General features: G+C 70.0%; 23 protein-coding genes. 17 read left to right on the forward strand and 6 right to left on the reverse strand.

All coding sequences use genetic code 11. From position 1 onward, the window contains the following. Window positions 1–28 precede the first annotated feature (28 nt). The 4 genes from LQ757_RS14655 (at window position 29) to LQ757_RS14670 (ending at window position 4008) form a co-directional block, all read left to right on the forward strand. Window positions 29–886 (forward strand): AraC family transcriptional regulator, encoded by an 858-nt coding sequence (locus LQ757_RS14655; RefSeq protein WP_231047984.1) that lies wholly within the window; start codon window positions 29–31, stop codon window positions 884–886. Between the two features lie 90 nt (window positions 887–976). Continuing rightward, window positions 977–1909 carry an ABC transporter ATP-binding protein gene (locus tag LQ757_RS14660; RefSeq protein ID WP_231047985.1) on the forward strand — a complete coding sequence of 311 codons (933 nt, stop codon included), beginning with the start codon at window positions 977–979 and terminating at the stop codon, window positions 1907–1909. Further along, window positions 1906–3528: an ABC transporter permease gene (locus LQ757_RS14665; protein WP_231047986.1), complete on the forward strand. Its 1623-nt coding sequence runs from the start codon at window positions 1906–1908 to the stop codon at window positions 3526–3528. The genes LQ757_RS14660 and LQ757_RS14665 overlap by 4 nt, the downstream gene beginning before the upstream one ends. 12 nt (window positions 3529–3540) lie before the next feature. After that, the gene (locus tag LQ757_RS14670; RefSeq protein ID WP_231047987.1) at window positions 3541–4008 is read left to right on the forward strand and encodes a GbsR/MarR family transcriptional regulator; all 468 of its coding nucleotides are present in this window, start codon (window positions 3541–3543) and stop codon (window positions 4006–4008) included. A 23-nt stretch (window positions 4009–4031) separates the two neighbouring features. On the opposite strand, the gene LQ757_RS14675 is transcribed toward LQ757_RS14670, so the two are convergent. Further along, window positions 4032–4427 carry a hypothetical protein gene (locus tag LQ757_RS14675; RefSeq protein WP_231047988.1) on the reverse strand — a complete coding sequence of 132 codons (396 nt, stop codon included), beginning with the start codon at window positions 4425–4427 and terminating at the stop codon, window positions 4032–4034. A gap of 312 nt (window positions 4428–4739) precedes the next feature. Here LQ757_RS14675 and LQ757_RS14680 point away from each other — a divergent pair, with 312 nt between their 5' ends. The 6 genes from LQ757_RS14680 (at window position 4740) to LQ757_RS14705 (ending at window position 12578) form a co-directional block, all read left to right on the forward strand. After that, window positions 4740–4829, forward strand: a complete 90-nt coding sequence (locus LQ757_RS14680; RefSeq protein WP_231047989.1) for a potassium-transporting ATPase subunit F — start codon at window positions 4740–4742, stop codon at window positions 4827–4829. Continuing rightward, complete coding sequence (kdpA, locus tag LQ757_RS14685; RefSeq protein WP_231047990.1) at window positions 4829–6502, forward strand: potassium-transporting ATPase subunit KdpA; 1674 nt, start codon at window positions 4829–4831, stop codon at window positions 6500–6502. The genes LQ757_RS14680 and kdpA overlap by 1 nt, the downstream gene beginning before the upstream one ends. 51 nt (window positions 6503–6553) lie before the next feature. Beyond that, the gene (kdpB, locus tag LQ757_RS14690) at window positions 6554–8671 is read left to right on the forward strand and encodes a potassium-transporting ATPase subunit KdpB (RefSeq protein ID WP_304504441.1); all 2118 of its coding nucleotides are present in this window, start codon (window positions 6554–6556) and stop codon (window positions 8669–8671) included. A 115-nt stretch (window positions 8672–8786) separates the two neighbouring features. Continuing rightward, window positions 8787–9395: a potassium-transporting ATPase subunit KdpC gene (kdpC, locus tag LQ757_RS14695; protein ID WP_231047991.1), complete on the forward strand. Its 609-nt coding sequence runs from the start codon at window positions 8787–8789 to the stop codon at window positions 9393–9395. A 4-nt stretch (window positions 9396–9399) separates the two neighbouring features. Next, on the forward strand, window positions 9400–11895 hold the full coding sequence (locus LQ757_RS14700) for a DUF4118 domain-containing protein (RefSeq protein ID WP_231047992.1): 2496 nt from the start codon (window positions 9400–9402) through the stop codon (window positions 11893–11895). Then, window positions 11892–12578 carry a response regulator gene (locus LQ757_RS14705; RefSeq protein WP_231047993.1) on the forward strand — a complete coding sequence of 229 codons (687 nt, stop codon included), beginning with the start codon at window positions 11892–11894 and terminating at the stop codon, window positions 12576–12578. The genes LQ757_RS14700 and LQ757_RS14705 overlap by 4 nt, the downstream gene beginning before the upstream one ends. 83 nt (window positions 12579–12661) lie before the next feature. Here the strand turns inward: LQ757_RS14705 and LQ757_RS14710 are convergent, their stop codons facing one another. Next, window positions 12662–14569: an NAD(P)-binding protein gene (locus tag LQ757_RS14710; protein ID WP_231047994.1), complete on the reverse strand. Its 1908-nt coding sequence runs from the start codon at window positions 14567–14569 to the stop codon at window positions 12662–12664. A 256-nt stretch (window positions 14570–14825) separates the two neighbouring features. Between LQ757_RS14710 and rlmC the strand changes: the two genes are divergently transcribed. Continuing rightward, on the forward strand, window positions 14826–15974 hold the full coding sequence (gene rlmC / locus LQ757_RS14715; protein WP_231047995.1) for a 23S rRNA (uracil(747)-C(5))-methyltransferase RlmC: 1149 nt from the start codon (window positions 14826–14828) through the stop codon (window positions 15972–15974). 34 nt (window positions 15975–16008) lie between these two features. Here the strand turns inward: rlmC and LQ757_RS19235 are convergent, their stop codons facing one another. Further along, window positions 16009–16131: a hypothetical protein gene (locus LQ757_RS19235; RefSeq protein ID WP_255681419.1), complete on the reverse strand. Its 123-nt coding sequence runs from the start codon at window positions 16129–16131 to the stop codon at window positions 16009–16011. Between the two features lie 171 nt (window positions 16132–16302). Between LQ757_RS19235 and LQ757_RS14720 the strand changes: the two genes are divergently transcribed. Further along, the gene (locus LQ757_RS14720; protein WP_231047996.1) at window positions 16303–16539 is read left to right on the forward strand and encodes a hypothetical protein; all 237 of its coding nucleotides are present in this window, start codon (window positions 16303–16305) and stop codon (window positions 16537–16539) included. 119 nt (window positions 16540–16658) lie between these two features. Here LQ757_RS14720 and proC read toward each other — a convergent pair whose 3' ends face one another. Continuing rightward, on the reverse strand, window positions 16659–17510 hold the full coding sequence (gene proC / locus LQ757_RS14725) for a pyrroline-5-carboxylate reductase (protein WP_231047997.1): 852 nt from the start codon (window positions 17508–17510) through the stop codon (window positions 16659–16661). Window positions 17511–17592: 82 nt separating this feature from the next. Between proC and LQ757_RS14730 the strand changes: the two genes are divergently transcribed. Together LQ757_RS14730 and LQ757_RS14735 are read left to right on the forward strand one after the other, a co-directional pair. Then, window positions 17593–18555 (forward strand): cation diffusion facilitator family transporter, encoded by a 963-nt coding sequence (locus tag LQ757_RS14730; protein WP_231047998.1) that lies wholly within the window; start codon window positions 17593–17595, stop codon window positions 18553–18555. After that, a complete protein-coding gene (locus LQ757_RS14735; RefSeq protein ID WP_231047999.1) occupies window positions 18552–19319 on the forward strand; it encodes a glutamine amidotransferase-related protein in 768 nt (255 codons plus the stop codon). Before LQ757_RS14730 ends, LQ757_RS14735 begins: the two co-directional genes overlap by 4 nt. Window positions 19320–19405: 86 nt before the next feature. Here the strand turns inward: LQ757_RS14735 and LQ757_RS14740 are convergent, their stop codons facing one another. Then, window positions 19406–20191, reverse strand: coding sequence for an SDR family NAD(P)-dependent oxidoreductase (locus LQ757_RS14740; protein ID WP_231048000.1), 786 nt, complete (start codon window positions 20189–20191; stop codon window positions 19406–19408). Window positions 20192–20305: 114 nt separating this feature from the next. Between LQ757_RS14740 and LQ757_RS14745 the strand changes: the two genes are divergently transcribed. After that, the gene (locus tag LQ757_RS14745; protein WP_231048001.1) at window positions 20306–20977 is read left to right on the forward strand and encodes a TetR/AcrR family transcriptional regulator; all 672 of its coding nucleotides are present in this window, start codon (window positions 20306–20308) and stop codon (window positions 20975–20977) included. A gap of 6 nt (window positions 20978–20983) precedes the next feature. On the opposite strand, the gene tadA is transcribed toward LQ757_RS14745, so the two are convergent. After that, window positions 20984–21475, reverse strand: coding sequence for a tRNA adenosine(34) deaminase TadA (gene tadA / locus LQ757_RS14750; RefSeq protein ID WP_231048195.1), 492 nt, complete (start codon window positions 21473–21475; stop codon window positions 20984–20986). Window positions 21476–21531: 56 nt separating this feature from the next. Here tadA and upp point away from each other — a divergent pair, with 56 nt between their 5' ends. Both upp and LQ757_RS14760 read left to right on the forward strand, forming a co-directional pair. Next, window positions 21532–22164: a uracil phosphoribosyltransferase gene (upp, locus tag LQ757_RS14755; protein ID WP_231048002.1), complete on the forward strand. Its 633-nt coding sequence runs from the start codon at window positions 21532–21534 to the stop codon at window positions 22162–22164. Between the two features lie 557 nt (window positions 22165–22721). Next, on the forward strand, window positions 22722–23522 hold the full coding sequence (locus LQ757_RS14760; protein ID WP_231048003.1) for a winged helix-turn-helix domain-containing protein: 801 nt from the start codon (window positions 22722–22724) through the stop codon (window positions 23520–23522). Window positions 23523–23708: the final 186 nt, after the last annotated feature.

Raw genomic sequence — 23708 nt, forward strand, 5'->3', positions numbered from 1 at the left:
AAATCCGACCGGGCGACAGACTGGGGTGGTGAGCGCGGGCGACGATCGTGCACCCGGCCGACCGATCGGGCCGGAGGAACGCACGGGGATGCTGCATCCGGCCAATCTCGAACGCTATGGCGCACGCTGGATCGATCCCGACCCGCGCATCGCCCACGTGGTGGACCGGTACTGGCACGTGCAGTGGCGTCTCGGACCTGGCGAGGAGATCGACCAGCGCATCGTGACGCAGCCCGCCGTCACACTCTCGATCGAGGAGGGTGCCGTGCCCGCTCAGCTCGTCGTCACCGGTGCACAGAGCGGCGCGTGGCGCCGCGAGATCCGCGAGCGCGGAGCGGTGTTCGCGGTGCGCCTGCGGCCGGCCGGGCTCGCCGTGCTCGCCGACCTCGCCGCGGCCGACCTGGTGGACGGCACGTTCGCCGTGTCGGCGGCGACCGACCCCCGCCTGTACGGGGTACTCGAGGAGATCGCCGCGGCGGACGGCGTCGACGCCCGCGCCGCCACGGCCGATCGCGTGATCGCGAGCGCACTGCAGCGGCATCCGATCGGCTCCGACGGAAGGCTGGCGAACGCCGTCCTCGACGAGCTGCTGGCGCGGCTTCGCTCGCGAGCCGGCGACTCGCTCGCGATCGCGTTCGGGGTGAGCGAGCGTGCCGTGCAGCGCGCCCTGCACGACAGCATCGGGCTCGGACCGAAGCGTGTGACCCGTCTCGTGCGCTTGCAAGAGGTCGCACGCCGCCTGGCCGCGCCCGCTGGGGTCGACCTCGCGACGCTGGCCGCCGAGCTCGGGTATGTGGACCAGGCGCACCTCCAGCACGACTTCCGCGAGGTGGCGGGCGTGTCGCCCGGCGCCTACGTGCGATCGCTCCGCGAACTCGTTGGCTGACGATGGCGGCCGGCATCCGCGAATTCCCCGGGCGTTAGGGATCCATTAGGAAGATTCACAAAATTGTGAATCCGGCGTAGCATCACGCGCATGAACACCGTGATCAGCACCCGAGGCCTCCAGAAGCGGTTCGGGCGCACCACCGCCCTCGACGGGCTCGACCTCACGGTCGACGCCGGGGAGATCCACGGCTTCCTCGGGCCGAACGGCGCCGGGAAGTCCACGACCATCCGCATCCTGCTCGGGCTGGCCCGCGCGTCGGGCGGTGAGGCGACCCTCTTCGGCAGCGATCCCTGGACCGACGCCGCCGAGCTGCACCGGCGCATCGGGTACGTGCCGGGCGACGTGAGCCTGTGGCCGAACCTCACCGGCGGCGAGGCGATCGACCTCCTGAGCCGGCTGCGCGGCGGCGCCACCGACGAGGCGGCCTATGCGGCCCGCAAGCAGCGCCTCATGGAGGTGTTCCAGTTCGACCCGCGCAAGAAGGGCCGCGCGTACTCCAAGGGCAACCGGCAGAAGGTCGCGCTCATCGCCGCGTTCGCGACGCCGGCCGACCTGTACCTCCTCGATGAACCGACGAGCGGCCTCGACCCCCTCATGGAACAGGTCTTCAACCGCGAGATCGACCGCGTCGCCGCCGACGGAGCCACCGTACTGCTGTCGAGCCACATCCTGTCGGAGGTCGAGGAGCTCTGCGACCGCGTGACGATCATCAGGGAGGGCAAGGCCGTCGAGAGCGGAACGATGGCCGAGTTGCGGCACCTCACGCGCACCGAGATCGCCTTCGTGCACCAGCCCGGCCAGGAGGCGGCGATCGACGCGACCGACGGTGCCCACGATCTCGTGATCGACAGCGGGCGTGTGCGGTTCACCGTGGACAGCGACCGAGTCGCGGGCGTGCTTCCCATGCTCGCCGGCCTCGACGTGCAGGGGCTCACGGTCTCGCCGCCGTCGCTCGAGGAGCTCTTCCTCCGCCATTACGGCGACGAGCTCGCCACGCTCGGACAGGCGCCGCGATCGTGACTCGATTCGTCGTACTGCTCGGGCAGCGCATCCGCCGCGACCGCCTGCAGCTCACGCTGTGGCTGCTGGGCACGGCGCTGCTCGCCTACGCCTCGGTGTCGGCGGTCTTCGACACCTACGGGGAGGCCGAGGACCGCCGGGAGATCCTGGGCATCGCCATCGCCACACGTACGATCCTCGTCTTCCGCGGCACGCCGAACGGGATCGAGGACGGGGCGTTCGCCTTCTTCCTCCTCTTCGCCTGGCTCGCGCTCTTGGGCGGCCTGATGAGCACCTTCCTCGCAGTGCGCCACACGCGCATGGAGGAGGAGCAGGGACGCGCGGAGTACATCGCGTCGACGCCGGCGGGCCGGATCCTGCCGACGATCGCCACCCTGGCGCACGGCGTCCTCGCGAACGTCGGACTCGGGCTGCTGATCGCCCTCGCCTTCATCGGCGCGGGGCTGGATGCCGGTGGTTCGTTCGTCGCGGGCGCCGCGATCGCAGCATCCGGCATCGCGTTCCTCGCGTTCGGCCTGTTCGCCGCGCAGCTGTTCCGAACCTCTCGCGGAGCGAACGGCACATCCGTCGCCTTCGTGCTCGCCGCCTACCTGCTGCGCGGAGTCGGCGACGCGGCGGGCACGCCGTCGGAGGACCTGCTGCACCTGACGCCCGCATGGCCGAGCTGGTTGTCGCCGATCGGCTACGGGCAGCTCACCGGCGCCTTCGTCGAGAACGACCTGCGCCCGCTCCTGGTGCCGCTCGGCTTCGCCGCGGTCCTCGTCGGCGTCGTGTTCGCGCTGCAGTCGGTGCGCGACCAAGGCGCGAGCCTCTTGCCGGGCAGGGTCGGGCGCGCCGCCGCCGGGCCCGTGCTCTCGAGTTCGTTCGGGCTCGCGTGGCGTCTCAATCTCTCGATCCTGCTCTCGTGGACCGCGGGGGGAATCGCGACCGGCCTGCTCGCCACTTCGCTGTCGTCGATCGTCGGCGACGTCGCGGGCAGCAATCCCCAGGTGATCGAGATCCTGCGGCGGGCGATCGGCGCCGAGGCCTCCATCGAGCAGACGTTCGTGGCCACGTTCTACGGGGTCGTCGGAATCCTCGCCGCATGCTGTGCGGTGCAGGTCGGGATCCGCGCACGTCAGGAAGAGGTCCACGGCACCGCCGAGCTCGTGCTCGCGACGCGCGTGCCGCGCGTGCGCTGGCTGCTCGAGTACTGGATCGTCGGCGTCATCGTGATCATCGTGGTGCTCGCGGCGGCGGGCCTCGCGGGCGTGCTGGGCGCCGGTCGAGCCGAGGACCCCGAGTCCCTCATCCCGAACGTCCTCGAGGCAGCGGCGGCGCAGCTCCCGGCGTGCCTCGTCTTCCTCGGCGTGACCCTGCTCGTGTTCGCATTCCTGCCGCGTGCGACGATTCCACTCGGCTGGACGATCGTCGGAGTCGCCGCGATCCTCGGGACGTTCGGCCCCATCCTGCAGCTGCCCGAATGGCTGAACAACCTGTCGCCGTTCGCCCACTCACCCGTCCCCTCGGGCGACGGCACCGACTGGTCGGGCGGGCTCTGGATGCTCGCGATCGGCCTCGCCGCCGGGGCGGCGGCGGTGGTCGCGATGCGGCGACGAGAGGTATCCACCGGCGGATGAAAGACTGATCGGATGCCACGCGACGAGCAGGCCCTGAGAGCCACGGTCGAGCAGTCGGCCGCGGTCCTCACCGCCGCCGGATTCCCCCGGATGCCGGCGCGCGTGCTCATGGCGCTGCTCGTCGCGGAGCAGGGCGGCCTCACGGCGAGCGAGCTCGGCGAGCAATTGGGCGTCAGCGCCGCGGCGATCTCCGGCGCGGTGCGCTACCTCGAGCAGATCGGCATCCTCCATCGCGTGCCGCAGGCGGGCAGCCGCCGCGACCGGTGGGAGTTCCTCGACGACGCGTGGTACACGGCGCTCATGGCGAAGAGCCCGGTCTACGGCGTCATCGCCGAACTCGGCGACCGCGCCGCCGACGCGATCGGCGACGAGCAGGCGGCCGGCTCGCTGCGCGCCCGCGAGATGGCCCGGTTCTACCGCTTCATCGACGAGAGGATGCCCGACCTCATGCGTGAGTGGGAGGGTTTGCGGGAGCGCTGATCGACGAGCCTCGGCCCCGAGGGTCAACCCACGAACATGACCACGAGGCCGACCAGGCCCGCGAGCGCTGCGATGCCGAGCAGCACGAGGCCGACGTTGCGGATGACTCGGCGCCCCGCGGGCGGCTCGTGGAGCCGTAACCGGTCGGGGTCGCGCTGCTTGTAGTACGCCGGCTCCTCGTCGGGGCGGGTGACGTGGTCTCGTTCCTCGGAACCCAGGATGCGCGAGTGGAACGCGCCCTCGGCGAACCAGCGCACGACGCTGTGCTCTTCGAAGTCGACGACGACGGCGTCGGTACGCAGCCAGCGGCCGTCGGCCATGCGGATGAGCAGCGCGAGCAGCAGGCACGCGAGGCCGCCGCCGAGGGCGATCCATCCGATCACCTCGGAGACGACCGAGATGATCTCCGCTGCGCCCATGGGCCAACGGTATCGCGGCGAGCGCGCCGATCATCGCCGCTGGGCAGGAGGCCACGCCGCGAATGCCGTGAGCGGCGCGTGAGGATCGGCGCCGCCGTGCGTTAGGGATCCGTGAGGATCGGGCCGCGGCCTGTCCCCCGGGTGTTGCATCGCAAGTGCTGGTTGAGCTTGTCGAAAACCTGCCCGCCTGCCGCGACCCGCGGCCCGCGTCATCCGTGAATCTGGAGTCTTCGTGCTCGACGTCGTCTACATCCTCGGCATCATCGCCGTGTTCGTGGTCGTCGGCCTCATCGCCAGGGGGGTCGAGAAGCTGTGATCTTCTTCGAACTCCTCGCTGCCGCGTTGTGCGTCGCCGCCGTGGTGTACCTGGTGTACGCCCTCGTCAAACCTGAGCGGTTCTGATGGGGGTGCTGTTCGCCGTCCTGCAGGCGGCCACCCTCGTCCTCATCCTCGCGCTGATCTACCGCCCCCTCGGCGATTACATGGCGCACCTCTACTCGAGCGACCGCGACTGGAAGGTCGAACGCGGCCTCTACCGCCTCATCGGCGTCGACCCGCGCGCCGAGCAGTCGTGGCCCTCCTATCTGCGCGGCGTGCTCGCATTCTCGGTCGTCGGCCTGCTGTTCGTCTACGTGCTGCAGCGCGCCCAGGCGGTGCTCCCCTACTCGCTCGGCCTGCCGGCCGTGCCCGAGGGTCTGTCGTTCAACACGGCCGCCTCGTTCGTCGCGAATACGAACTGGCAGTCGTACTCCCCCGAACTCACGATGGGCTACACGGTGCAGCTCGCCGGCCTCGCCGTGCAGAACTTCGTTTCGGCCGCCGTCGGCATCGCGGTGGCGATCGCCCTCGTTCGCGGCTTCGCGCGCCGCGGCTCGGGAACGATCGGCAACTTCTGGGTCGACCTGTTCCGAGGTTCGTTCCGCCTGCTGCTGCCGCTCTCGGTAGTCGGCGCGGTCGTGCTCATCATCGGCGGCGTCGTGCAGAACTTCAACGGCTTCACTGAGATCACCACGCTTGCGGGCAACACCCAGAACGTGCCCGGCGGCCCCGTGGCGAGCCAAGAGGTGATCAAGCTGCTCGGCACGAACGGCGGCGGGTTCTTCAACGTGAACTCGGCGCACCCGTTCGAGAACCCGACAGCGTGGACGAGCCTGTTCCAGAACGTGCTCATGCTCGCGATCCCGTTCGCCCTCCCCCGCACCTTCGGCAGAATGGTCGGCTCGAACAAGCAGGGCTACGCGATCCTCGCGGTCATGGCGACGCTCTTCGTGATCTCGCTCACCGCGCTCAGCGCGCTCGAGGCCGCCGGCAACGGCACGGCGCCCGAGCTCGCCGGCGGCGCGATGGAGGGCAAGGAGGCACGTTTCGGCATCTTCGCGTCGACGCTGTTCGGCTCGACGTCGACGCTCACCTCGACGGGCGCCGTGAACTCGATGCACGACTCGTACACCGCGCTCGGCGGCATGATGCCGATGCTCAACATGATGCTCGGCGAGGTCGCACCCGGCGGCGTCGGCTCGGGCCTCTACGGCATGCTCGTGCTCGCGATCATCGCCGTGTTCATCGCGGGCCTGCTCGTGGGCCGCACGCCCGAGTACCTCGGCAAGAAGATCGGGCCGCGCGAGATCAAGCTCGCGAGCCTGTACATCCTCGTGACGCCGACGCTCGTGCTCGCGGGTACTGCGCTCAGCTTCGCGATCCCGGGAGTCCGAGAGGACGTCGAGACGACCTCGATCTGGAACCCCGGCATCCACGGCATGAGCGAGGTGCTCTACGCCTTCACGAGCGCGTCGAACAACAACGGCTCGGCGTTCGCGGGTCTCACCGCGAACACCCCGTGGTTCAACACGGCGCTCGGCGTCGCGATGCTGCTCGGCCGGTTCATCCCGATCGTGTTCGTGCTCGCCCTCGCCGGCTCGCTCGCCGCACAGGACAGGGTGCCGGCGACCGCCGGAACCCTGCCCACCTACCGACCGCAGTTCGTCGGCCTCCTCGTGGGCGTCACGGTCATCGTGACCGCGCTCACCTACTTCCCCGTTCTCACGCTGGGTCCCCTGGCTGAAGGGCTGAACTGATCCATGTCATCCCAGACCATCTCCGAAATGACCGGCCACACCCCACGGCCGATGGGTTCGCCGTCGAAGCGCCCGATGGGCGGCTTCGGCCCGGCCCAGCTCGTGCGGTCGCTGCCCGGTGCCCTCCGCAAGCTCGATCCACGCGAGATGTGGCGCAACCCCGTCATGTTCATCGTCGAGATCGGCGCCGTGCTCACGACCGTGCTCGCGATCGCCGAACCCTTCCTCGGCGGCGCCGAGGCCTCGGGCGGCACCGAGGTCCCCGGGTCATTCACGTGGGCCATCGCCGTCTGGCTCTGGCTCACCGTGATCTTCGCGAACCTCGCGGAGGCGGTGGCCGAGGGCCGAGGCAAGGCCCAGGCAGACACGCTGCGCCAGACGCGCACGTCGACCGTCGCGCACCGCGTCACGGCCTACGACGAGGTGTCGGATGCCCCTGCCGAGCGCACTCCCCTCGCCGAGGTCTCCTCTGCCGATCTGAAGCTCGGCGACCTCGTCGTCGTGTCGGCGGGCGAGACGATCCCCGGCGACGGCGACATCGTCTGGGGCATCGCCTCGGTGGACGAGTCGGCCATCACGGGCGAGTCCGCCCCGGTCGTGCGCGAGTCCGGCGGAGACCGCTCCGCGGTCACCGGCGGCACCCGGGTGCTCTCCGACCGCATCGTCGTCCGCATCACGTCGAAGCCCGGCGAGACCTTCGTCGACCGCATGATCGCGCTCGTCGAGGGCGCGGCGCGCCAGAAGACGCCGAACGAGATCGCGCTGAACATCCTGCTCGCGAGCCTCTCGATCATCTTCCTGGTGGTCGTGCTCACGCTGAACCCGATCGCGTCGTACGCGGCCGCGCCGGCCAGCATCCCGGTGCTCATCGCCCTGCTCGTCTGCCTCATCCCGACGACGATCGGTGCGCTCCTCTCGGCCATCGGCATCGCCGGCATGGACCGGCTCGTGCAGCGCAACGTGCTCGCGATGTCGGGCCGCGCGGTCGAGGCGGCGGGTGACGTCACGACGCTGCTCCTCGACAAGACGGGCACGATCACGCACGGCAACCGCCGCGCGAGCGACTTCGTGCCGATGCCCGGTGTCGACGTCACCGAGCTCGAACGAGCCGCGGCGCTCGCGTCGCTCGCCGACCCGACCCCCGAGGGCTCGTCGATCGTGGCGCTCGCCGCCGAACGGGGCATCCGCTTCGAGTCCGCTCCCGCCGGCGAGGTCGTGCCGTTCACGGCGCAGACGAGGATGTCGGGTCTCGACCTGACCGACGGCTCGATCGTCCGCAAGGGCGCCGGCTCCGCGGTCATCGCCTGGGTCGAGCACGACGGCCGCATCCCGTCGAGCGTGCACGAGGAGCTCGATCAGCGCATCGACGCGATCTCGAACAGCGGCGGTACGCCGCTCGTCGTCGCGCAGCGGTCGGCCGGTGGCGGCACCCGCATCCTCGGCGTCGTCCACCTGAAGGACATCGTCAAGGACGGGCTCACCGAGCGGTTCGCCGAGCTCCGCCGGATGGGCATCCGCACCGTGATGATCACGGGTGACAACCCGCTCACCGCGAAAGCCATCGCGGCGGAGGCCGGCGTCGACGACTACCTCGCCGAGGCCACGCCCGAAGACAAGATCGCGCTCATCAGGCGCGAGCAGCAGGGCGGCAACCTCGTCGCGATGACGGGCGACGGCACGAACGACGCGCCGGCGCTCGCGCAGGCCGACGTCGGCGTGGCGATGAACTCGGGCACGTCAGCCGCGAAGGAGGCCGGCAACATGGTCGACCTCGACTCCGACCCGACGAAGCTCATCGAGATCGTGGCCATCGGCAAGCAGCTGCTCATCACCCGCGGCGCGCTCACGACGTTCTCGATCGCGAACGACATCGCGAAGTACTTCGCGATCATCCCTGCGATGTTCGCGGGGATCTTCCCGGGGCTCGCAGTGCTGAACATCATGCAGCTGCACTCGCCCGCCTCGGCGATCCTCTCGGCGATCATCTTCAACGCGATCATCATCGTGCTCCTGATCCCGCTCGCGCTGCGCGGCGTGAAATACCGTCCGCTCGGGGCATCCGCGGTGCTGAACCGCAATCTGCTCATCTACGGCGTCGGGGGCATCATCGCCCCGTTCATCGGCATCTGGCTGATCGATCTCGTCGTCCGCCTCATCCCCGGGTTCTAGGCCCATGCGTCGGTCGAGTAGCGACGAAGGAGCGTATCGAGACCCACCCATGTCTCGATACGGCCCTGGCGGGCCTACTCGACCGGCGACAACTTCGAAAGGAAACCCAAGACACATGAGCTCCACTCGCACCACGGTGCGGACCCACTGGGTCGCGGTCCGCGCGATGCTCATCTTCACCGCCGTGCTCGGCATCGCCTACGCGGTCGTCGTGACCGGGATCGGCCAGCTCGTGCTGCCGGCCCAGGCCAACGGCTCGCAGGTCACGGTCGACGGCGAGGTCGTCGGCTCGAGCCTCATCGGGCAGTCCTTCACGGATGCCGATGGCAACCCGCTCCCCGAATGGTTCCAGTCCCGGCCGTCCGCGGCGGGCGACGGCTATGACGGCGGCGCCTCGAGCGGCAGCAACCACGGCCCCGAGAACGCCGACCTCATCGCCGCGATCGAGGAGCGCAAGGTCCAGGTGGCCGAGTTCAACCGCGTCTCCGAGGCGGATGTCCCGCCCGACGCCGTGACCGCGTCGGGCTCGGGTCTCGACCCCCACATCAGCCCCGACTACGCCCGGCTGCAGGTGTCTCGTGTCGCCGAGGCCCGCGGCCTGCCCGAATCCGAGGTCGCCGATCTCGTGGAGTCTAGGATTCAGGCACGGGACCTCGGGTACCTGGGCGAACCGACGGTCAACGTGCTGCAGCTGAATCTCGCCCTCGCCGGACTCGAGGGGTAGGAGCATGAAGAAGGGGCGGCTTCGGGTCCTGCTCGGCGCCGCCCCCGGCGTCGGCAAGACCTACACGATGCTCGAAGAGGGCAAGCGGCTCCTCGACGAGGGCCACGATGTCGTCGTGGGCTTCGTCGAGACCCACGGGCGCAAGGCCACTGCTTCGATGGTCGACGGCCTCGAGGTCGTGCCGCGGCGCACGTTCGAGCACCGGGGCCTCGGCCTCGAGGAGATGGATCTCGACGCGGTGCTCGCCCGCCGACCCGAGATCGCCCTCGTCGACGAGCTCGCCCATACGAACGCTCCCGGCGCCCGCCATGCGAAGCGCTGGCAGGACGTCGACGAGCTGCTCGAGGCCGGCATCGACGTCATCTCGACGGTCAACACGCAGCACATCGAGTCACTCGGCGACGTGGTGCTGCAGATCACGGGTGTGCCGCAGCGCGAGACCATCCCCGACGCCGTGCTGCGCGCCTCCGACCAGATCGAGGTCATCGACCTGGCACCGCAGGCCCTGCGCGATCGGCTCGCCGGCGGGCTCGTCTACCCGGCCGACCGCATCGACGCGGCCCTCTCGAACTACTTCCGCCTCGGCAACCTGACCGCGCTCCGCGAGATCGCACTGCTCTGGCTGGCCGACGAGGTGGAACAGGCGCTCAAGACCTACCGCGCCGAGCACGGCATCGATCGCAAGTGGGAGGCCCGGGAGCGCGTGGTCGTCGCCCTCACCGGCGGGCCCGAGGGCGAGACGCTGCTGCGCCGCGGTGCCCGCATCGCCTCACGCGCGTCGGGCGGCGAGCTGATCGCGGTGCACGTCACGAATCCCGACGGCATGCGGGCGCGGCATCCGGGTGCACTCGACACGCAGCGCACCCTCGTCGAACAGCTCGGCGGAACCTTCCACCAGGTCGTCGGGGAAGACGTGCCGCAAGCGCTCGTCGACTTCGCGAGAGCGGCGGATGCCACCCAGTTGGTCATCGGTGTGAGCCGCAGGTCGCGGCTCGCAGCGGCGTTCTCGGGTCCTGGCATCGGGGCGACCGTGATCCGCGAGTCGGGCGACATCGACGTGCACATCGTCACGCACGCCGCGGCGGGCTCGGGGTTCTCGCTGCCGAAGCTCGGCGGGGCGCTCAGCAGGCGGCGCCTCATCGCCGGGTTCGCGCTCGCCCTGGCGGCCGGGCCGCTGCTCAGCTGGCTGCTCGTGGTCTTCCGCACCGAGTCGTCGATCACGAGCGACGTCCTCGCGTACCAGTTGCTCGTCATCGTGGTCGCGCTCGTCGGCGGGCTCTGGCCGGGCCTCTTCGCGGCGGTGCTGTCGGGTCTCACGCTCAACTTCCTCTTCGTCCCCCCGCTGTACACGCTCACGATCGCCGACCCTCGGCAGTTCCTGGCGCTCGGGTTCTACGTCGCGAACGCCCTGCTCGTGAGCTACGTCGTCGACCAGGCGGCGCGACGCTCGCGCGAGGCGCGCCGCGCCACGGCCGAATCGCAGCTGCTCGCGACCTTGGCGGGCAGCGTGCTGCGCGGCGAGGATGCGCTGCAGGCGATGGTCACCCGCACGCGGGAGGCGTTCGGTCTCACCGGGGTGCGCCTCCTCGTCGACGGTGAGCCTCGCGTCGCCGACGGCGAGCCCGCTCGGGAGGGCGAGACCGCGAACGTGACGAACGTGCCGATCGGCACTCGCGGCGTGCTCGAACTGCACGGACAGGACCTCGCGGCATCCGAGCGCCGGCTGCTGCAGGTGATCGCGACGCAGATCGACCAGGCCATCGAGCACGGCGCCCTCGCCGAAGCGGCCGGGGCTGCCGACGAGCTCGCAGAGACCGACCGGGTGCGCTCGGCACTGCTCGCCGCGGTCGGCCACGACCTGCGCCGCCCGCTCACCTCGGCGTCGGCGGCGATCAGCGCCCTGCGCTCGGACGAGTTGCAGCTGCCCGCTGCCGAGCGGACGGAGCTGCTCGACACCGCCGCCGAGAGCCTCGACTCGCTCGCCGAGCTCGTCACGAACCTGCTCGACGTGAGCCGGGTGCAGGCCGGGGCCCTCGGAGTGCAGCTCGCTCCGACCGATCTCGCCGACGTCGTGTTCCCCGCGCTCGATGAACTCAACCTCGGGCCGGGCATGGTCGAACTCGATCTCGCCGAAGACCTTCGGCCGGTGCTCGCCGACGCGGTGCTGCTGCAGCGCGTCGTGGTCAACCTGCTCGCCAACGCCGTGCGGCACAGCCCGCCCGGTGAGCGGATCAGGCTCGCCGCCAGCTCGTTCCAGGACCGCTCCGAACTCCGTGTCGTCGACCGCGGCCCGGGCATCCCCGCCGAACGCCGCGACGAGGTGTTCACGCCGTTCCAGCGCCTCGGCGACACTGACAACGAGACCGGCCTCGGCCTCGGTCTCGCCCTGTCGAAGGGATTCGTCGAGGGCATGGACGGCACGCTCGAGGTCGAGGACACTCCGGGCGGCGGCCTCACGATGCTCGTCACCCTGCCGACGACCGATGAGGAGGTGCGATGAGGATCCTCCTCGCCGACGATGACGACCAGTTGCAACGGGCGCTGCGCATCACGCTGGGGGCGCGCGGCTACGAGGTGATCGCCGCGCGCGACGGCGCGGAAGCGATCGACCTCGCGGCGAACGCGCACCCCGACCTCATCCTGCTCGACCTCGGCATGCCGAAGGTCGACGGCGTCGACGTCATCAGGGCGGTGCGCGCCTGGTCGAAGGTGCCGATCCTCGTGCTCTCGGGCCGCACCGACTCGGCCGAGAAGGTCGACGCCCTCGACGCCGGGGCCGACGACTACGTGACGAAGCCGTTCGCCATGGACGAGCTGCTCGCCCGCATCCGCGCGCGGGCCAGGTCGACCACCGGCGAAGCGGATGCCGCGGCCTACGCGATCGGCCCGCTCGCCGTCGACCTCGCCGCGAAGACCATCCGGTCGACGGATGACTCGGGGCACGCGACATCCGTGCGCCTGACGCCCACGGAGTGGCGCCTGCTCGAGCTGTTCCTGAAGAATCCGGGCAAGCTGCTCACCCGGCAGATGCTGCTGAGTGAGGTGTGGGGACCGTTCCACGCGAACGACGCCGGCTACCTGCGCCTGTACGTCGCCCAGCTGCGCCGCAAGCTTGAGCCGGTGCCGGCCGAGCCGCGGTACTTCGTCACCGAGCCGGGCATGGGCTACCGCTTCGAGCCGTAGCCGGACCTGGTCCGCCGCGGCGAGTCGCACGAGTCGCGTCTCGCCGCGGCGACCGGCGTCGAATGGGCCTCTGACCGCTGCGTTCAGCCCAGCTCGGCGACCGCCCGGCTCGCCTCGTCGACCGCGGCATGCGTGTACCCGAAGGCCGCGGCGTCGGAGTTCGCGATCGTGATGCTGCCGTGCGAGCCGCGCGCGAGTTGGAACGGCTGCTGCTCGAGCGGCTCGAAGATCGCAGGGTCGGCGATGGAGTTGTACTCGTAGGCGTAGCCGTGCGACCAGCGGTTGACGGTGATGGCGGCGATGTCGCGCTTGGCGTCGAACCCGAAGTCGCCGAGCGAGCGCTGCATGAGGTCGCGGATGTCTCGTTCGAAGTCGGCGAACGTGACTTGGAGGAGTTCGCGCCGGCCGGCCTTGTGTTGCTCGCGGGTGATGCGCTCGCCCGGCAGGTTCGGCGTCTTGGAGAGGCTGACGACGATGGGTTCCTTCGGCTCGCGCGCCGAACGGTACCCGCCCTGGTCGGTTGGCGTCGCGAGGCCGAGGCTGTCCCAGAAGTGGTTGTACGGGGTGATCCGCGAGACACCGGCGTTCGCGAACGCGGTCCAGTCCTTCACGGCGACGCGGGCATAGACGAGCGGCACCTTGACCCCGTAGCGCATCGCCTCGACCTGCTCGGCCGGAAGCCCGTCGACGATGTACGACGACACGGCGTTCCAGCACGCCATCACGACGTGCTTCGCCTCGACCTGGTACGCGCGCCCGCCGTTGACGTAGGTCACGTCGACCGGGCCGGAGGCTCCCTCGCGGTGGCGGACGCTCGTGCCCATGCTGTTGAGCCGGATCCGCACGGGCGACTTCGGGTGGTCGAGCAACGCGTAGTTCGCCGAGGCCCCGATGATGCTCTCCTGGGTCTGCACGCCGCCGAAGACCTGCGGGATCAGCCGGGAGACGAGGAGGCGCGACACCGTGGCTCCGCCGTCGGGGAAGTAGTACAGCTCCTCGTCGGTCGTGGTCAGCGACATCGCCGGGGTGCGGCCGATGCCGGGGTAGGGCTCGGGGCTCAGCCCGAGACCCCGGAAGCCGGGGTATCCGACACCCCAGCAGTCGCCCGCGGGCACGGCCTCGATACCGGCGCCCCACAGCCCGTGCGGCCGCTTCTGGTAGAAGACGAGGGCCTCGTCGCCGACGCCGACGAAGTTCTGCAGGTACTCGCGGTAGGTCATGCGGGCGAGCGCCTGCTTCTTCTCGGCGTCGTTCAGACCGGGCAGCACGTCGGTCGAGAAGTTCTCGATGCGCATGATGTCGTCGCGGGCCTGCTGCGAGAGCGGCAGGCGCGAGACGAGTGAGGCGGTCGATTCGCCCGGCGCCCGCCGCAGGAAGGTGTCCGTGCCGAACGCCTCCTCGGGAAAGAAGTAGCCGTTGGTCAGACCCATTCCGCCGTAGAGTCCCGTGTCGACGCCCTCGGCGAGTTCGGCGAAGTCGATGCCGAGATCGTCCATGAGCTCGAGCGACGGCGCGTTCCACGTGTCGGGGCTGTCGAGGTTGACCATGCCGCCGTTGCTGAGCAGTGTGCGACCGCGCACCGAGAACTCGTTGCGGTGCTGGTGTCCGCCGAAGTCGGCGAGCGCCTCGATGACGAGGATCCGCGCGTCGTCGCCGAACCGCTTGCGGTAGAAGTGCGCCGCCGCCAGACCGCTCACGCCGCCGCCGACGACCACGAGGTCGTACGCCTCGCGAAGGCGCTTCGGCGTGCCGAAGTCGGCGCCCCCGAACGTCCCCCCGTGGCCGGCCGACCGAGCGGCGTCGGTCTGGCCGACGAGCCCCGTCTGGCGTGGTCGGCTCGCCGCCGCGTGCCCGCCGGCCTGCGCATGCGCGGCCCCGCCAGGCACCGCGGTGAGCGCCGCCGCGCCGGCCGCGACGGCCATGCCGTTCAGCAGGTCTCGTCGGCTGATGCCCGCCGACATCCCCAGTTCGTCATCACCGTGCTTCGCCATCTCGACTCCTTCGTCTCGTGCCTCGTCGTGCCCGCAGGCTAGCGACGCGGCGATCACACGGTCAACGATTTCGTTGCACAATCTGCGAAATCGGTCGATTTCATCGGTGTCCAGATCGATCAACGACGGAATCCGAAGCAGAAGCCCGCGCACCCGTCGTCGCCTCTCGCCGATGTCGCGTGAATCGTCGGGATCCACCCACTGAGACGACCATTCGGGCGACATCGCGCGCGAGTGCGGGTGCGAGGATTGACCCGTGGACTGCGCGTACTTCGACGCCGGGCGCTGCACGTCGTGCTCGCTCATGGGACAGCCGTATGCGCGCCAGGTGGCCGACAAGCAGCGTCACGCCGAAGACCTGCTCGCCCCGTTCGACGAGCCCGAATGGCTCCCTCCGATCGCGAGCGCCGAGTCGGGCTACCGCAACAAGGCCAAGATGGTCGTCGGCGGCACGGTCGACGCGCCCACGATCGGCATCCTCGACGCCGACGACCACGGCATCGACCTGCAGGCGTGCGGCATCTGCTCGCCCGGCCACCGGGCCGCGTTCCCCGCGCTCGCCCGGTTCATCACGCTCGCGCGCGCAACTCCGTACGATGTCCGGAGTCGCACGGGCGAGCTGAAGCACCTCATCGTCACCGAGTCGCCCGACGGCGAGCTCATGATCCGCTTCGTGCTGCGGTCGACCGAGCCGGTCGGGCGCATCCGCAAGCACCTGCCGACGCTGCTCGCCGAGCTGCCGCAGACGCGCGTCGTCACCGCGAACGTGCTTCCCGAGCACAAGGCGGTGCTCGAGGGCGAGCACGAGATCGTGCTCACCGACGCCGACACCCTGCCGATGCGCCTCAACGACGTGACGATGCACCTGCGCCCGCAGAGCTTCTTCCAGACGAACACCGAGATCGCCGCGGCGCTCTACGCCGAAGCGCGCGACTGGATCCGCGACCTCGCCCCCGACTCCGCCTGGGACCTGTACTCGGGCGTCGGCGGGTTCGCGCTGCACATCGCCGGCGCCGCCGGCGGCGGGAGCGCCGGCGGCCCTGCCGTCACCGGCATCGAGACGAGCGTCGAGGCGGTCGCGAGCGCCGAGCTCAGTCGATCGGATGCGGCGCTCTCGCGTGTGCGCTTCGCCGCCGGCGATGCCACGGCGTTCGCGATCGAGGCCGACGCGGCCCCCGATCTCGTGATCGTGAACCCGCCACGGCGCGGCATCGGCGGCGAGCTCAGCGCGTGGCTCGAGGCATCCGACGCTTCGCACGTCCTCTATTCGAGCTGCAACGTCGCCTCGCTGGCGAAGGATCTCGCGGCGATGCCGTCACTGCGCCCGATGCGGGCTCGCGTCTTCGACATGTTCCCGCAGACCACGCACTTCGAGGTCATGGTGCTGCTCGAGCGGGTTCGCTGAGCCCGAATCGTCGGGCTCGGCGGACCCGGCCGAATCAGCGCTTGCGCGTCTTGATCAGACCCTCTTCGGCCTTCTCGCGCTTCTGTGCTCGCTTCTCCTTCAACGAGAGCTGAGGCTGCTTCTTCGAGTCGTTTCCACGGGGGGACTTGCCTGACATATGAGCTCGCTTCCCTTCTTCAGCTGGCGGGCTTCCGAAGACCATAGCCCACTCCGTGAGGGAAGTCATGTCCACTCCGAGCGAACCGCATGGACCCGCGAAAAATAGATCTGAACAGGAAATTCCATCTCAGCTGGGATAGGCTGGCGGGTCACGTCGAAAAGGAGTGACATGCGGAAGATCGGACCCATCCCGGCAGCGGTCATCGTCGCGTCGTGGGTGTTCGGGCTCGGCTTCGCCTTCGGGTTCGAGGGTGAGCTCGCTTCGAATCCCGAGCTCGCACCCGCCTATGCCGAAGCCGTCGCGAGCGGCCTGGCCATCGGTGCCGTCGCCGTCGCCGGCGCCGGCATCGGAGCGCTCGGCGTCTGGCTCGCCACCCGTCGTCGACGCGCGCCGCGCCCGGCATGACGTCGGGTTCGTGAACGGCCGCGTCCGAATCCCTTCCGGGGGTGCATTCCGGCCAGATCCGGCCGCGACACGCGGTGCGGGTGGCGCGAATGCACCCCGCAGCGGAATTCGCGAGACCGTCAGGCGCCCGCAGCGAGCTCGCGGGCGCGTGCGAGCGCGGCGTCGGTGGCGCGGTCGAACGTCTGCTTGAGGTCGGATGCCTCGAGCACGGCGATCGCCCGTTCGGTCGTGCCCTTGGGGCTCGTGACCCGACGACGCAGCTCGGCGGGGTCTTCGCCGCTCGACGCGAGCAGCTCGCTCGCACCGCGGAACGTGCCCTGCACCATGGCCGCGGCCTGCTCGGGCGTGAAGCCCTTGTCGACGGCAGTCGCGGTGAGCTGCTCGATCAGGTAGAAGACGTAGGCAGGCCCCGAGCCCGAGATCGTCGAGAGCGCGTCGAGCTGCGACTCGGGCACGACGAGCACCTCGCCGACCGTCTCGAAGAGCGACACGGCGAGCGCGAGGTCGGCTTCGCTCGAGCGGGTGCCGGCCGAGACACCGGTGACGGCGCGACCGACCACCGCGGGCGTGTTCGGCATCGAGCGGATCACCGGGACGGAGTCGGGCAGCAGCGACTCGAACGTCTCGACGGTCACGCCGGCCGCAACCGACACCACGACCGTTCCCGGCTCGAGTGAATCGGCGATCTCTCGCAGCAGGTCGGGCACCATCGCGGGCTTCACGGCCACCACCACGAGCGCGGCGCCGGCGACCGCCGCGTGGTTGGCTGCGACATCCGTCTCGGTCGCGTACGCGGTGACGCCCTCGAGCCCCGCCAACTCGGCCGCCTTCTCGGCGGTGCGGTTGGTGGTGCGGATGCCGCCGTCGACCACGACGCCCGGCTGGAGCAGCCCGGCGATGATCGCCCGGGCCATCGAACCGGCGCCGAGGAACGCGATCGCGGGCAGTCTCACGGGGTCTGCAGCACTCATGCGACCATCCTAGGATTGACGCCATGAGCGCGCCGTGGGTGCGCGCGACACCGCCCGACTCGCCCCGTTTAGGATTGCTGCTATGAGCGCATCGGGCGGCACCAAAGCCATCATCGCGGCATTCCTCGCCAACTCGGGAATCGCCCTGACGAAGTTCATCGCATGGTTCTTCTCGGGGTCGGCGTCGATGCTCGCCGAGGCGGTGCACTCGGTCGCCGACGCGGGCAACCAGCTGCTGCTCATCCTCGGCGGCCGCCAGGCGAAGAAGAAGGCCGACAAGGAGCATCCGTTCGGCTACGGCCGCGAGCGGTACGTGTACGCGTTCGTCGTCTCGATCATCCTGTTCTCGATCGGCGGCATCTTCTCGATCTACGAGGGCGTCGACAAGCTGCAGCACCCGCACGAGCTCGAGAACGCGTGGCTGCCGCTGCTCGTGCTGTCGATCGCGATCGTGCTCGAGTCGTTCTCACTGCGCACCGCCGTCATCGAGTCGAACCACGTGCGCGGCAAGCAGAGCTGGGTGCAGTTCGTGCGCCGTGCGAAGGCTCCCGAGCTGCCCGTCGTGCTGCTCGAAGACATCGCCGCGCTCGTCGGCCTCATCTTCGCCTTCCTCGCCGTCGGCCTCACCGTCATCACCGGCAACCCGCTGTTCGATGCGATCGGCACGCTCATGATCGGCACCCTGCTCGTGCTCGTCGCCATCGTGCTCGGCATCGAGACCAAGTCGCTGCTCGTCGGCGAGGGCGCCAACGACGACGACGTCGAGAAGATCGAGCAGGCGATCGTCAACGGCCCCGAGGCAGAGCGCATCATCCACATGAAGACCCTCTACCTCGGCCCCGACGAGCTGCTCGTCGCCGCGAAGCTCGGCTTCACCGCCGACCAGAAGGTGCTCGAGATCGCCGCCGCGACGAACGTCATCGAGCAGCGCATCCGCACGGCCGTGCCCTCGGCGCGGGTCATCTACATCGAGCCCGACGTGTACGTCGAACCCGACCAGCCCGCGCCGCCCACCGACGCGATCGTCATCAAGGGCCTCGAGTGAGCATCGCCGGTCGAGGAGCGCCACGCGAAGCCGGACGCGTCTCGAGACCACGCACCGCGCTGGTGCTGCGCCACGACTCGACGATCGGCCTCGGCAACCTCGCGCCCACGCTCGAGGCGCACGGCTACGAGATCGTCACGGTCGACGCGCCGTCGACGGATGTCTCGGGGCTCGACGCGCTCGCACCCGACCTGGTCGTCGTGCTCGGCGGCGAAGAGGGCGCCTACGAGACCGACCTCTACCCGTACCTCGCCGACGAGATCGAGCTGCTGCGCACGCGCATCGACGCCGAGGCGCCGATCTTCGGCGTGTGCCTGGGCGCCCAGCTGCTCGCGAAGACCCTCGGCGCACGCGCCTTCAAGGGCGAGCGCAAAGAGGTCGGCTGGCTCACGGTCGAGCCCACCGAGGCGGGCGTCGACTCGCCCGTGCGGCACTTCGCGGGCGTGCCGACCGTGCAGTGGCACGGCGACACGTTCGACCTGCCCGAGGGCGTCGTGCGGCTCGCCGGGTCTGCGCAATACGAGAACCAGGCGTTCGCGCGCGGCGACTGGCTGCTGGCCGTGCAGTTCCACCCCGAGGTCGACGACGCCATCCACGAGGACTGGCTCGCCGCCTGGGGCGACGAGCTGCCCGAGTACGGGCTCACCGCCGAGCAGCTGCGCGCGCAGCGCGCCGAATACGGGCCGCCGATGCAAGCGGCATCCGCTCGCCTGCTCGGCGAGTACCTCGAGGGGCTCGCACACCGGTCGGAGTCCGCCGCGTAGCGCTGCCCGCCTTCAGCAGAACGCAAGCCGCTCAGGACGGCTCTCCAGGGAGTCGCCCTGGAGAGCCGTCGTTCGCGTGATCGGTGTCAGAAGTGGGTGCCGCCGTCGATGCGCACCTCGGTGCCGGTGATGAACGCGCCGTCGTCGCTCGCGAGCATCGCCACGACGCCGGCGACGGTCTCGGGACCGGCGAAGCCCTGCCCGAGCGCGGGCTGCAGCTTCATGAACAGCATCATGTCGGCGTCCTCGGGAAGGCCGGGGCCCTGGCTCTGCTTGGACTGGCCGGAGCCGTCGGTCATGCCCGACGAGATCGAGCCGGGCTGCACCGAGTTGAAGCGAATGCCCTTCTTGGCGTACTCGGCGGCGAGGGCGTGCGTCATCGACTGCACTCCGCCCTTGCTTGCCGCGTAGGCGGACATGTAGGGGTGGGCGAACATCGCCGAGGTCGAGCTGAAGTTCACGACGGAGGCACCGTTGCCCTCGAGGAGGGCGGGGATCGACTCGCGGATCATGAGGAAGGTACCGACGAGGTTCACGTTGACGACCTGCTGGAAGGCGTCGAGCGACGTCTCGTGGGTGTGCGAGGAGCGCAGGATGCCTGCGGCGTTCACGAGCGCGTCGAGCCCGCCGAGCCAAGCGACGGCGTCGTCGACGCCGGCCGTGACGGATGCCTCGTCTGCGATGTTCACGGTGACGGTGTGCAGTCGCTCGGCGGAGTCGCCGGCCTTCGCGACGGTGTCGGCGAGGCCCGCCTCGCTGACGTCGGCGGCGACGACGCGGCCGCCCTCGGCGAGGATGCGCAGTACGGTGGCCTGTCCGATTCCGGAGCCTCCGCCGGTGACGAGTGCGCGGCGACCTTCATAGCGGTTCATGTTTCGACCTTTCGAGAGTCTGGTACGGTTTGCTACACGTTACGCCCTTGTGGCACAACGTGCCACTATGTCAAACAGCAGCCAGGCTCGGAGTATTTCGCGTACGCTTCGACCGTGGACCGCACCGCCCCAGCTCAGGCCGCGCCGGCTCAGGCCGCCCCGGCTCAGTCGCTCACCGCACGCCGCAAGGCTGCGACCCAGCTCGAGATCGCCCGCGCCGCCGCCGTGCTCTTCACCGAGCACGGCGCAGACCAGGTGACTGCCGAGGCCATCGCCGCGAGCGCCGGGGTATCACTGCGCACCTTCTACCGCTACTTCCGCACGAAGGAGGACGCGGTCGGCCCGCTGCTCGCCGGAGGGGCAGACGCCTGGCAGCAGGCGCTCGCGGCGACCACCGGCGACCCGATCGCCGCGATCCCCGCCGTGATCGAAGCGCAGCTGACCCCGCGCGACGACCTCGCTCGAGAGGGACTGCGATGGACCCGCGGCCTGCTCCGCGCCGCCGTCGACGACCCGGCGCTGCTCACGGTGTGGCACCGGGTGAACCACGACTCCGAGTCGCGACTGCAGCGCATCATCGCCGGGCTCGCCGGCGACGCCGCCGACGACTTCGAGGTGCGCCTGGCCGCGACGGCGGCCACCGACGCCGTGCGCATCGGCCTCGAGGCCTGGGCCGCGGGAGCGGGCCCCGACACCGGACCCGGCTCACCCGCCGACCTCGCGACGCGCGCCTTCGCACAGCTGTCACGCGGCATCGCGCTCGTGCCGGAGCCGACCGGGGGTTGAGCAGCGCTACCCCGCCGGCGACGCCCCGCCCGGGCGACGCAGCGGGTCGTCGAAGAATGCGAGCAGCAGGCGAGCGGATGCCTCGGCCTCGACGCCCCCGAAGACCTCGACCCGGTGATTGAGCCGGCGATCGCGAAGCACGTCGTAGAGCGAGCCCGCGGCACCGGCCTTCTCGTCCCAGGCTCCGAACACGACCGTGGGAACACGTGCCGAGACGATGGCGCCCGCACACATCACGCACGGCTCGAGGGTGACGACGAGCGTGCAGTCGGTGAGACGCCAGTCGCCGGTGGCCTCGGCCGCAGTGCGCAACGCGAGCACCTCGGCGTGCGCGGTGGGGTCGCCCGTGAGCTCGCGTTCATTGCGCCGCGCGGCGACGACCCGACCCGACTCGTCGACGACGATCGCGCCGACCGGCACGTCGCGGGTCGCGGGCGCCTGGGCGGCCTCGGCGAGCGCGAGGCGCATCCAGTCGCGGTGCAACCCGTCGCGGTGCATCGGACGCTCCACGCGGCCCTCCCTTCGCGAGACCCCCGCAAACTAGACTCGAGCCTATGCGAGTCCACGTTGCCGATCACCCGCTCATCACCCACAAGCTGACGGTCCTGCGCGACGTGAACACTCCGTCACCGATCTTCCGTGCGCTCGTCGAAGAGCTCATGACCCTGCTCGCATACGAGGGCACTCGCGGAGTGCGTGTCGAGCCGGTCGACATCGTCACGCCGGTCTCGCCGACGACGGGCGTGCGCATCGCCGAGCCGAAGCCGCTCATCGTGCCCATCCTGCGCGCGGGCCTCGGCATGCTCGAGGGCATGGTCAAGCTGCTGCCCAGCGCCGAGGTCGGCTTCCTCGGCATGGCTCGCAACGAAGAGACCCTCGAACCCACGACCTATGCCGAGCGCCTGCCCGAAGACCTCAGCAACCGCCAGTGCTTCGTGCTCGACCCCATGCTGGCCACCGGAGGGTCGCTGACGGCAGCGATCGAGTTCCTGCTCGAGCGGGGGGCGACCGATGTCACGGCGATCTGCATCCTCGCGGCGCCCGAGGGGCTCAAGGCCGTCGAGCAGGCGCTGCAGGGTCGCGAGGTCACGATCGTGCTCGGCGCGGTCGATGAGCAGCTCAACGAGCACGGCTTCATCGTGCCCGGCCTGGGCGACGCGGGCGACCGCCTCTACGGCACGGTTTGACACGCGGCACGATTCTCGACCACCGGTATGAAGCATGCCGGTCGGTGCGGTAAGCGGGACCACCGCGACATCCGCTTCGAAGGATCTTCGGAGTTCGACACGCCGCACCGCATCCGCTACACGGGATATTTCTGAAACTCGCCTTCTGTCGCAGATTCTTTCTCACGACCGGCCGGGTCGCCCGATCCTGCGGATGTCGCGACCGGGCACGAACCGGCTGCGATGTCACACCCCGTCATCTCGTCGTCATGAATTGACATACGTCGGACTCTGAGTTTGACTCACACCCATGACTGACACCGCACGCACCCTGACCGCCCTCGAGGTGACCAGGACTGCCGACATGATGATGTCGGCGCGTGCGCCCATGTGTTGTCGAATGTGCCGCTAACAGCGAAACGACCGCCGAGTCCCCAGCCGATCAGCATCCCCGATCAGCGCCGACTCCACTGAGCCCGCCGCATCTCGAGGGTTCGCCCGGCCGAACGGCCATTCGTTCCCGACCCCGCCTCTGAGGGGTCGGCTTGCAGCACCCTTCAGCACAAGGATTCCGTCACATGTCTCTCGCACTCGCTCCCGCCCCCGTCCGCACCGTCCAGGCCCGCACCGCTCCGTCGCTGCCCAGTGCGCCCGTCGCTGCGCCGCTCCGGTCGATCGGCGCCCCCGCACCCGCTGCTTCGGCCGACGCCACGGCCGTTGCTGCGGCATCCGCGCCCGCCCGCCCCGCCGCTCCCCGCGTTCGCGCCGTGCCCGAGGGCACCGAGGCCCGTGGCTTCGTGCTCTACGTCGGCATCGACGAGGCCAAGGCCTCGGCCGACGGCACCACGCTGCACCGCATCGTCGAGGCACTGCGCGCGCTGACCGCCGAGATCGCTCCCTCGTCGGGCACCTACGCCGCCGTGGCGCTTGCGCCCGAGGGCGCCGGCGGTCGCGACGTCGACGTCGTGCGCCTCGCCCTGCAGGACCCGGCCGCGCTCGCGAAGCAGCGCGAGGGCCAGGGAACCCGCGACGACACCGACCGCCACCCCAATGGGGTCATCATCGATATCTCGCGCAAGCGCGTGCTGCTCGACGGTGAGGCCGCCGGCCTCACCTACAAGGAGTTCGAACTGCTGCAGTACCTCGTGTTGCGCGAGGGTCGCACGATCGACCGCCACGAGCTCATCGAGAACCTGTGGGACGCCGACGATGAGGCCCCGAGCGAGCGCACGATCGATGTGCACGTGCGCCGGCTGCGCTCGAAGCTCGCGCACTACCAGGACATCGTGCGCACCGTTCGCGGCGTCGGCTACCGGTTCGACCGGCACGCGGATGTCTCGATCCGCCAGGCCTCGACGCCGTCGCCCGACCTGTACTGAGCGGGTGCGGACCTCCGCGTTCACGTGTGCGGCGCGGTTCGCAAAAAATCACAGAACGATAACTAGCGCTCGTTACCGATCCGTTATATATTCGTGAGTGCACCGACTGTTTGCTGTGGCGGTCGGTGCGGAATGTGATTGCAGGACACTCTTGGTGCAAGGGAGAGGGCCGGTCGTCAGCCTCTA

The sequence above is a fragment of the Agromyces cavernae genome, from assembly GCF_021044935.1.
Classification (GTDB): domain Bacteria; phylum Actinomycetota; class Actinomycetes; order Actinomycetales; family Microbacteriaceae; genus Agromyces; species Agromyces cavernae.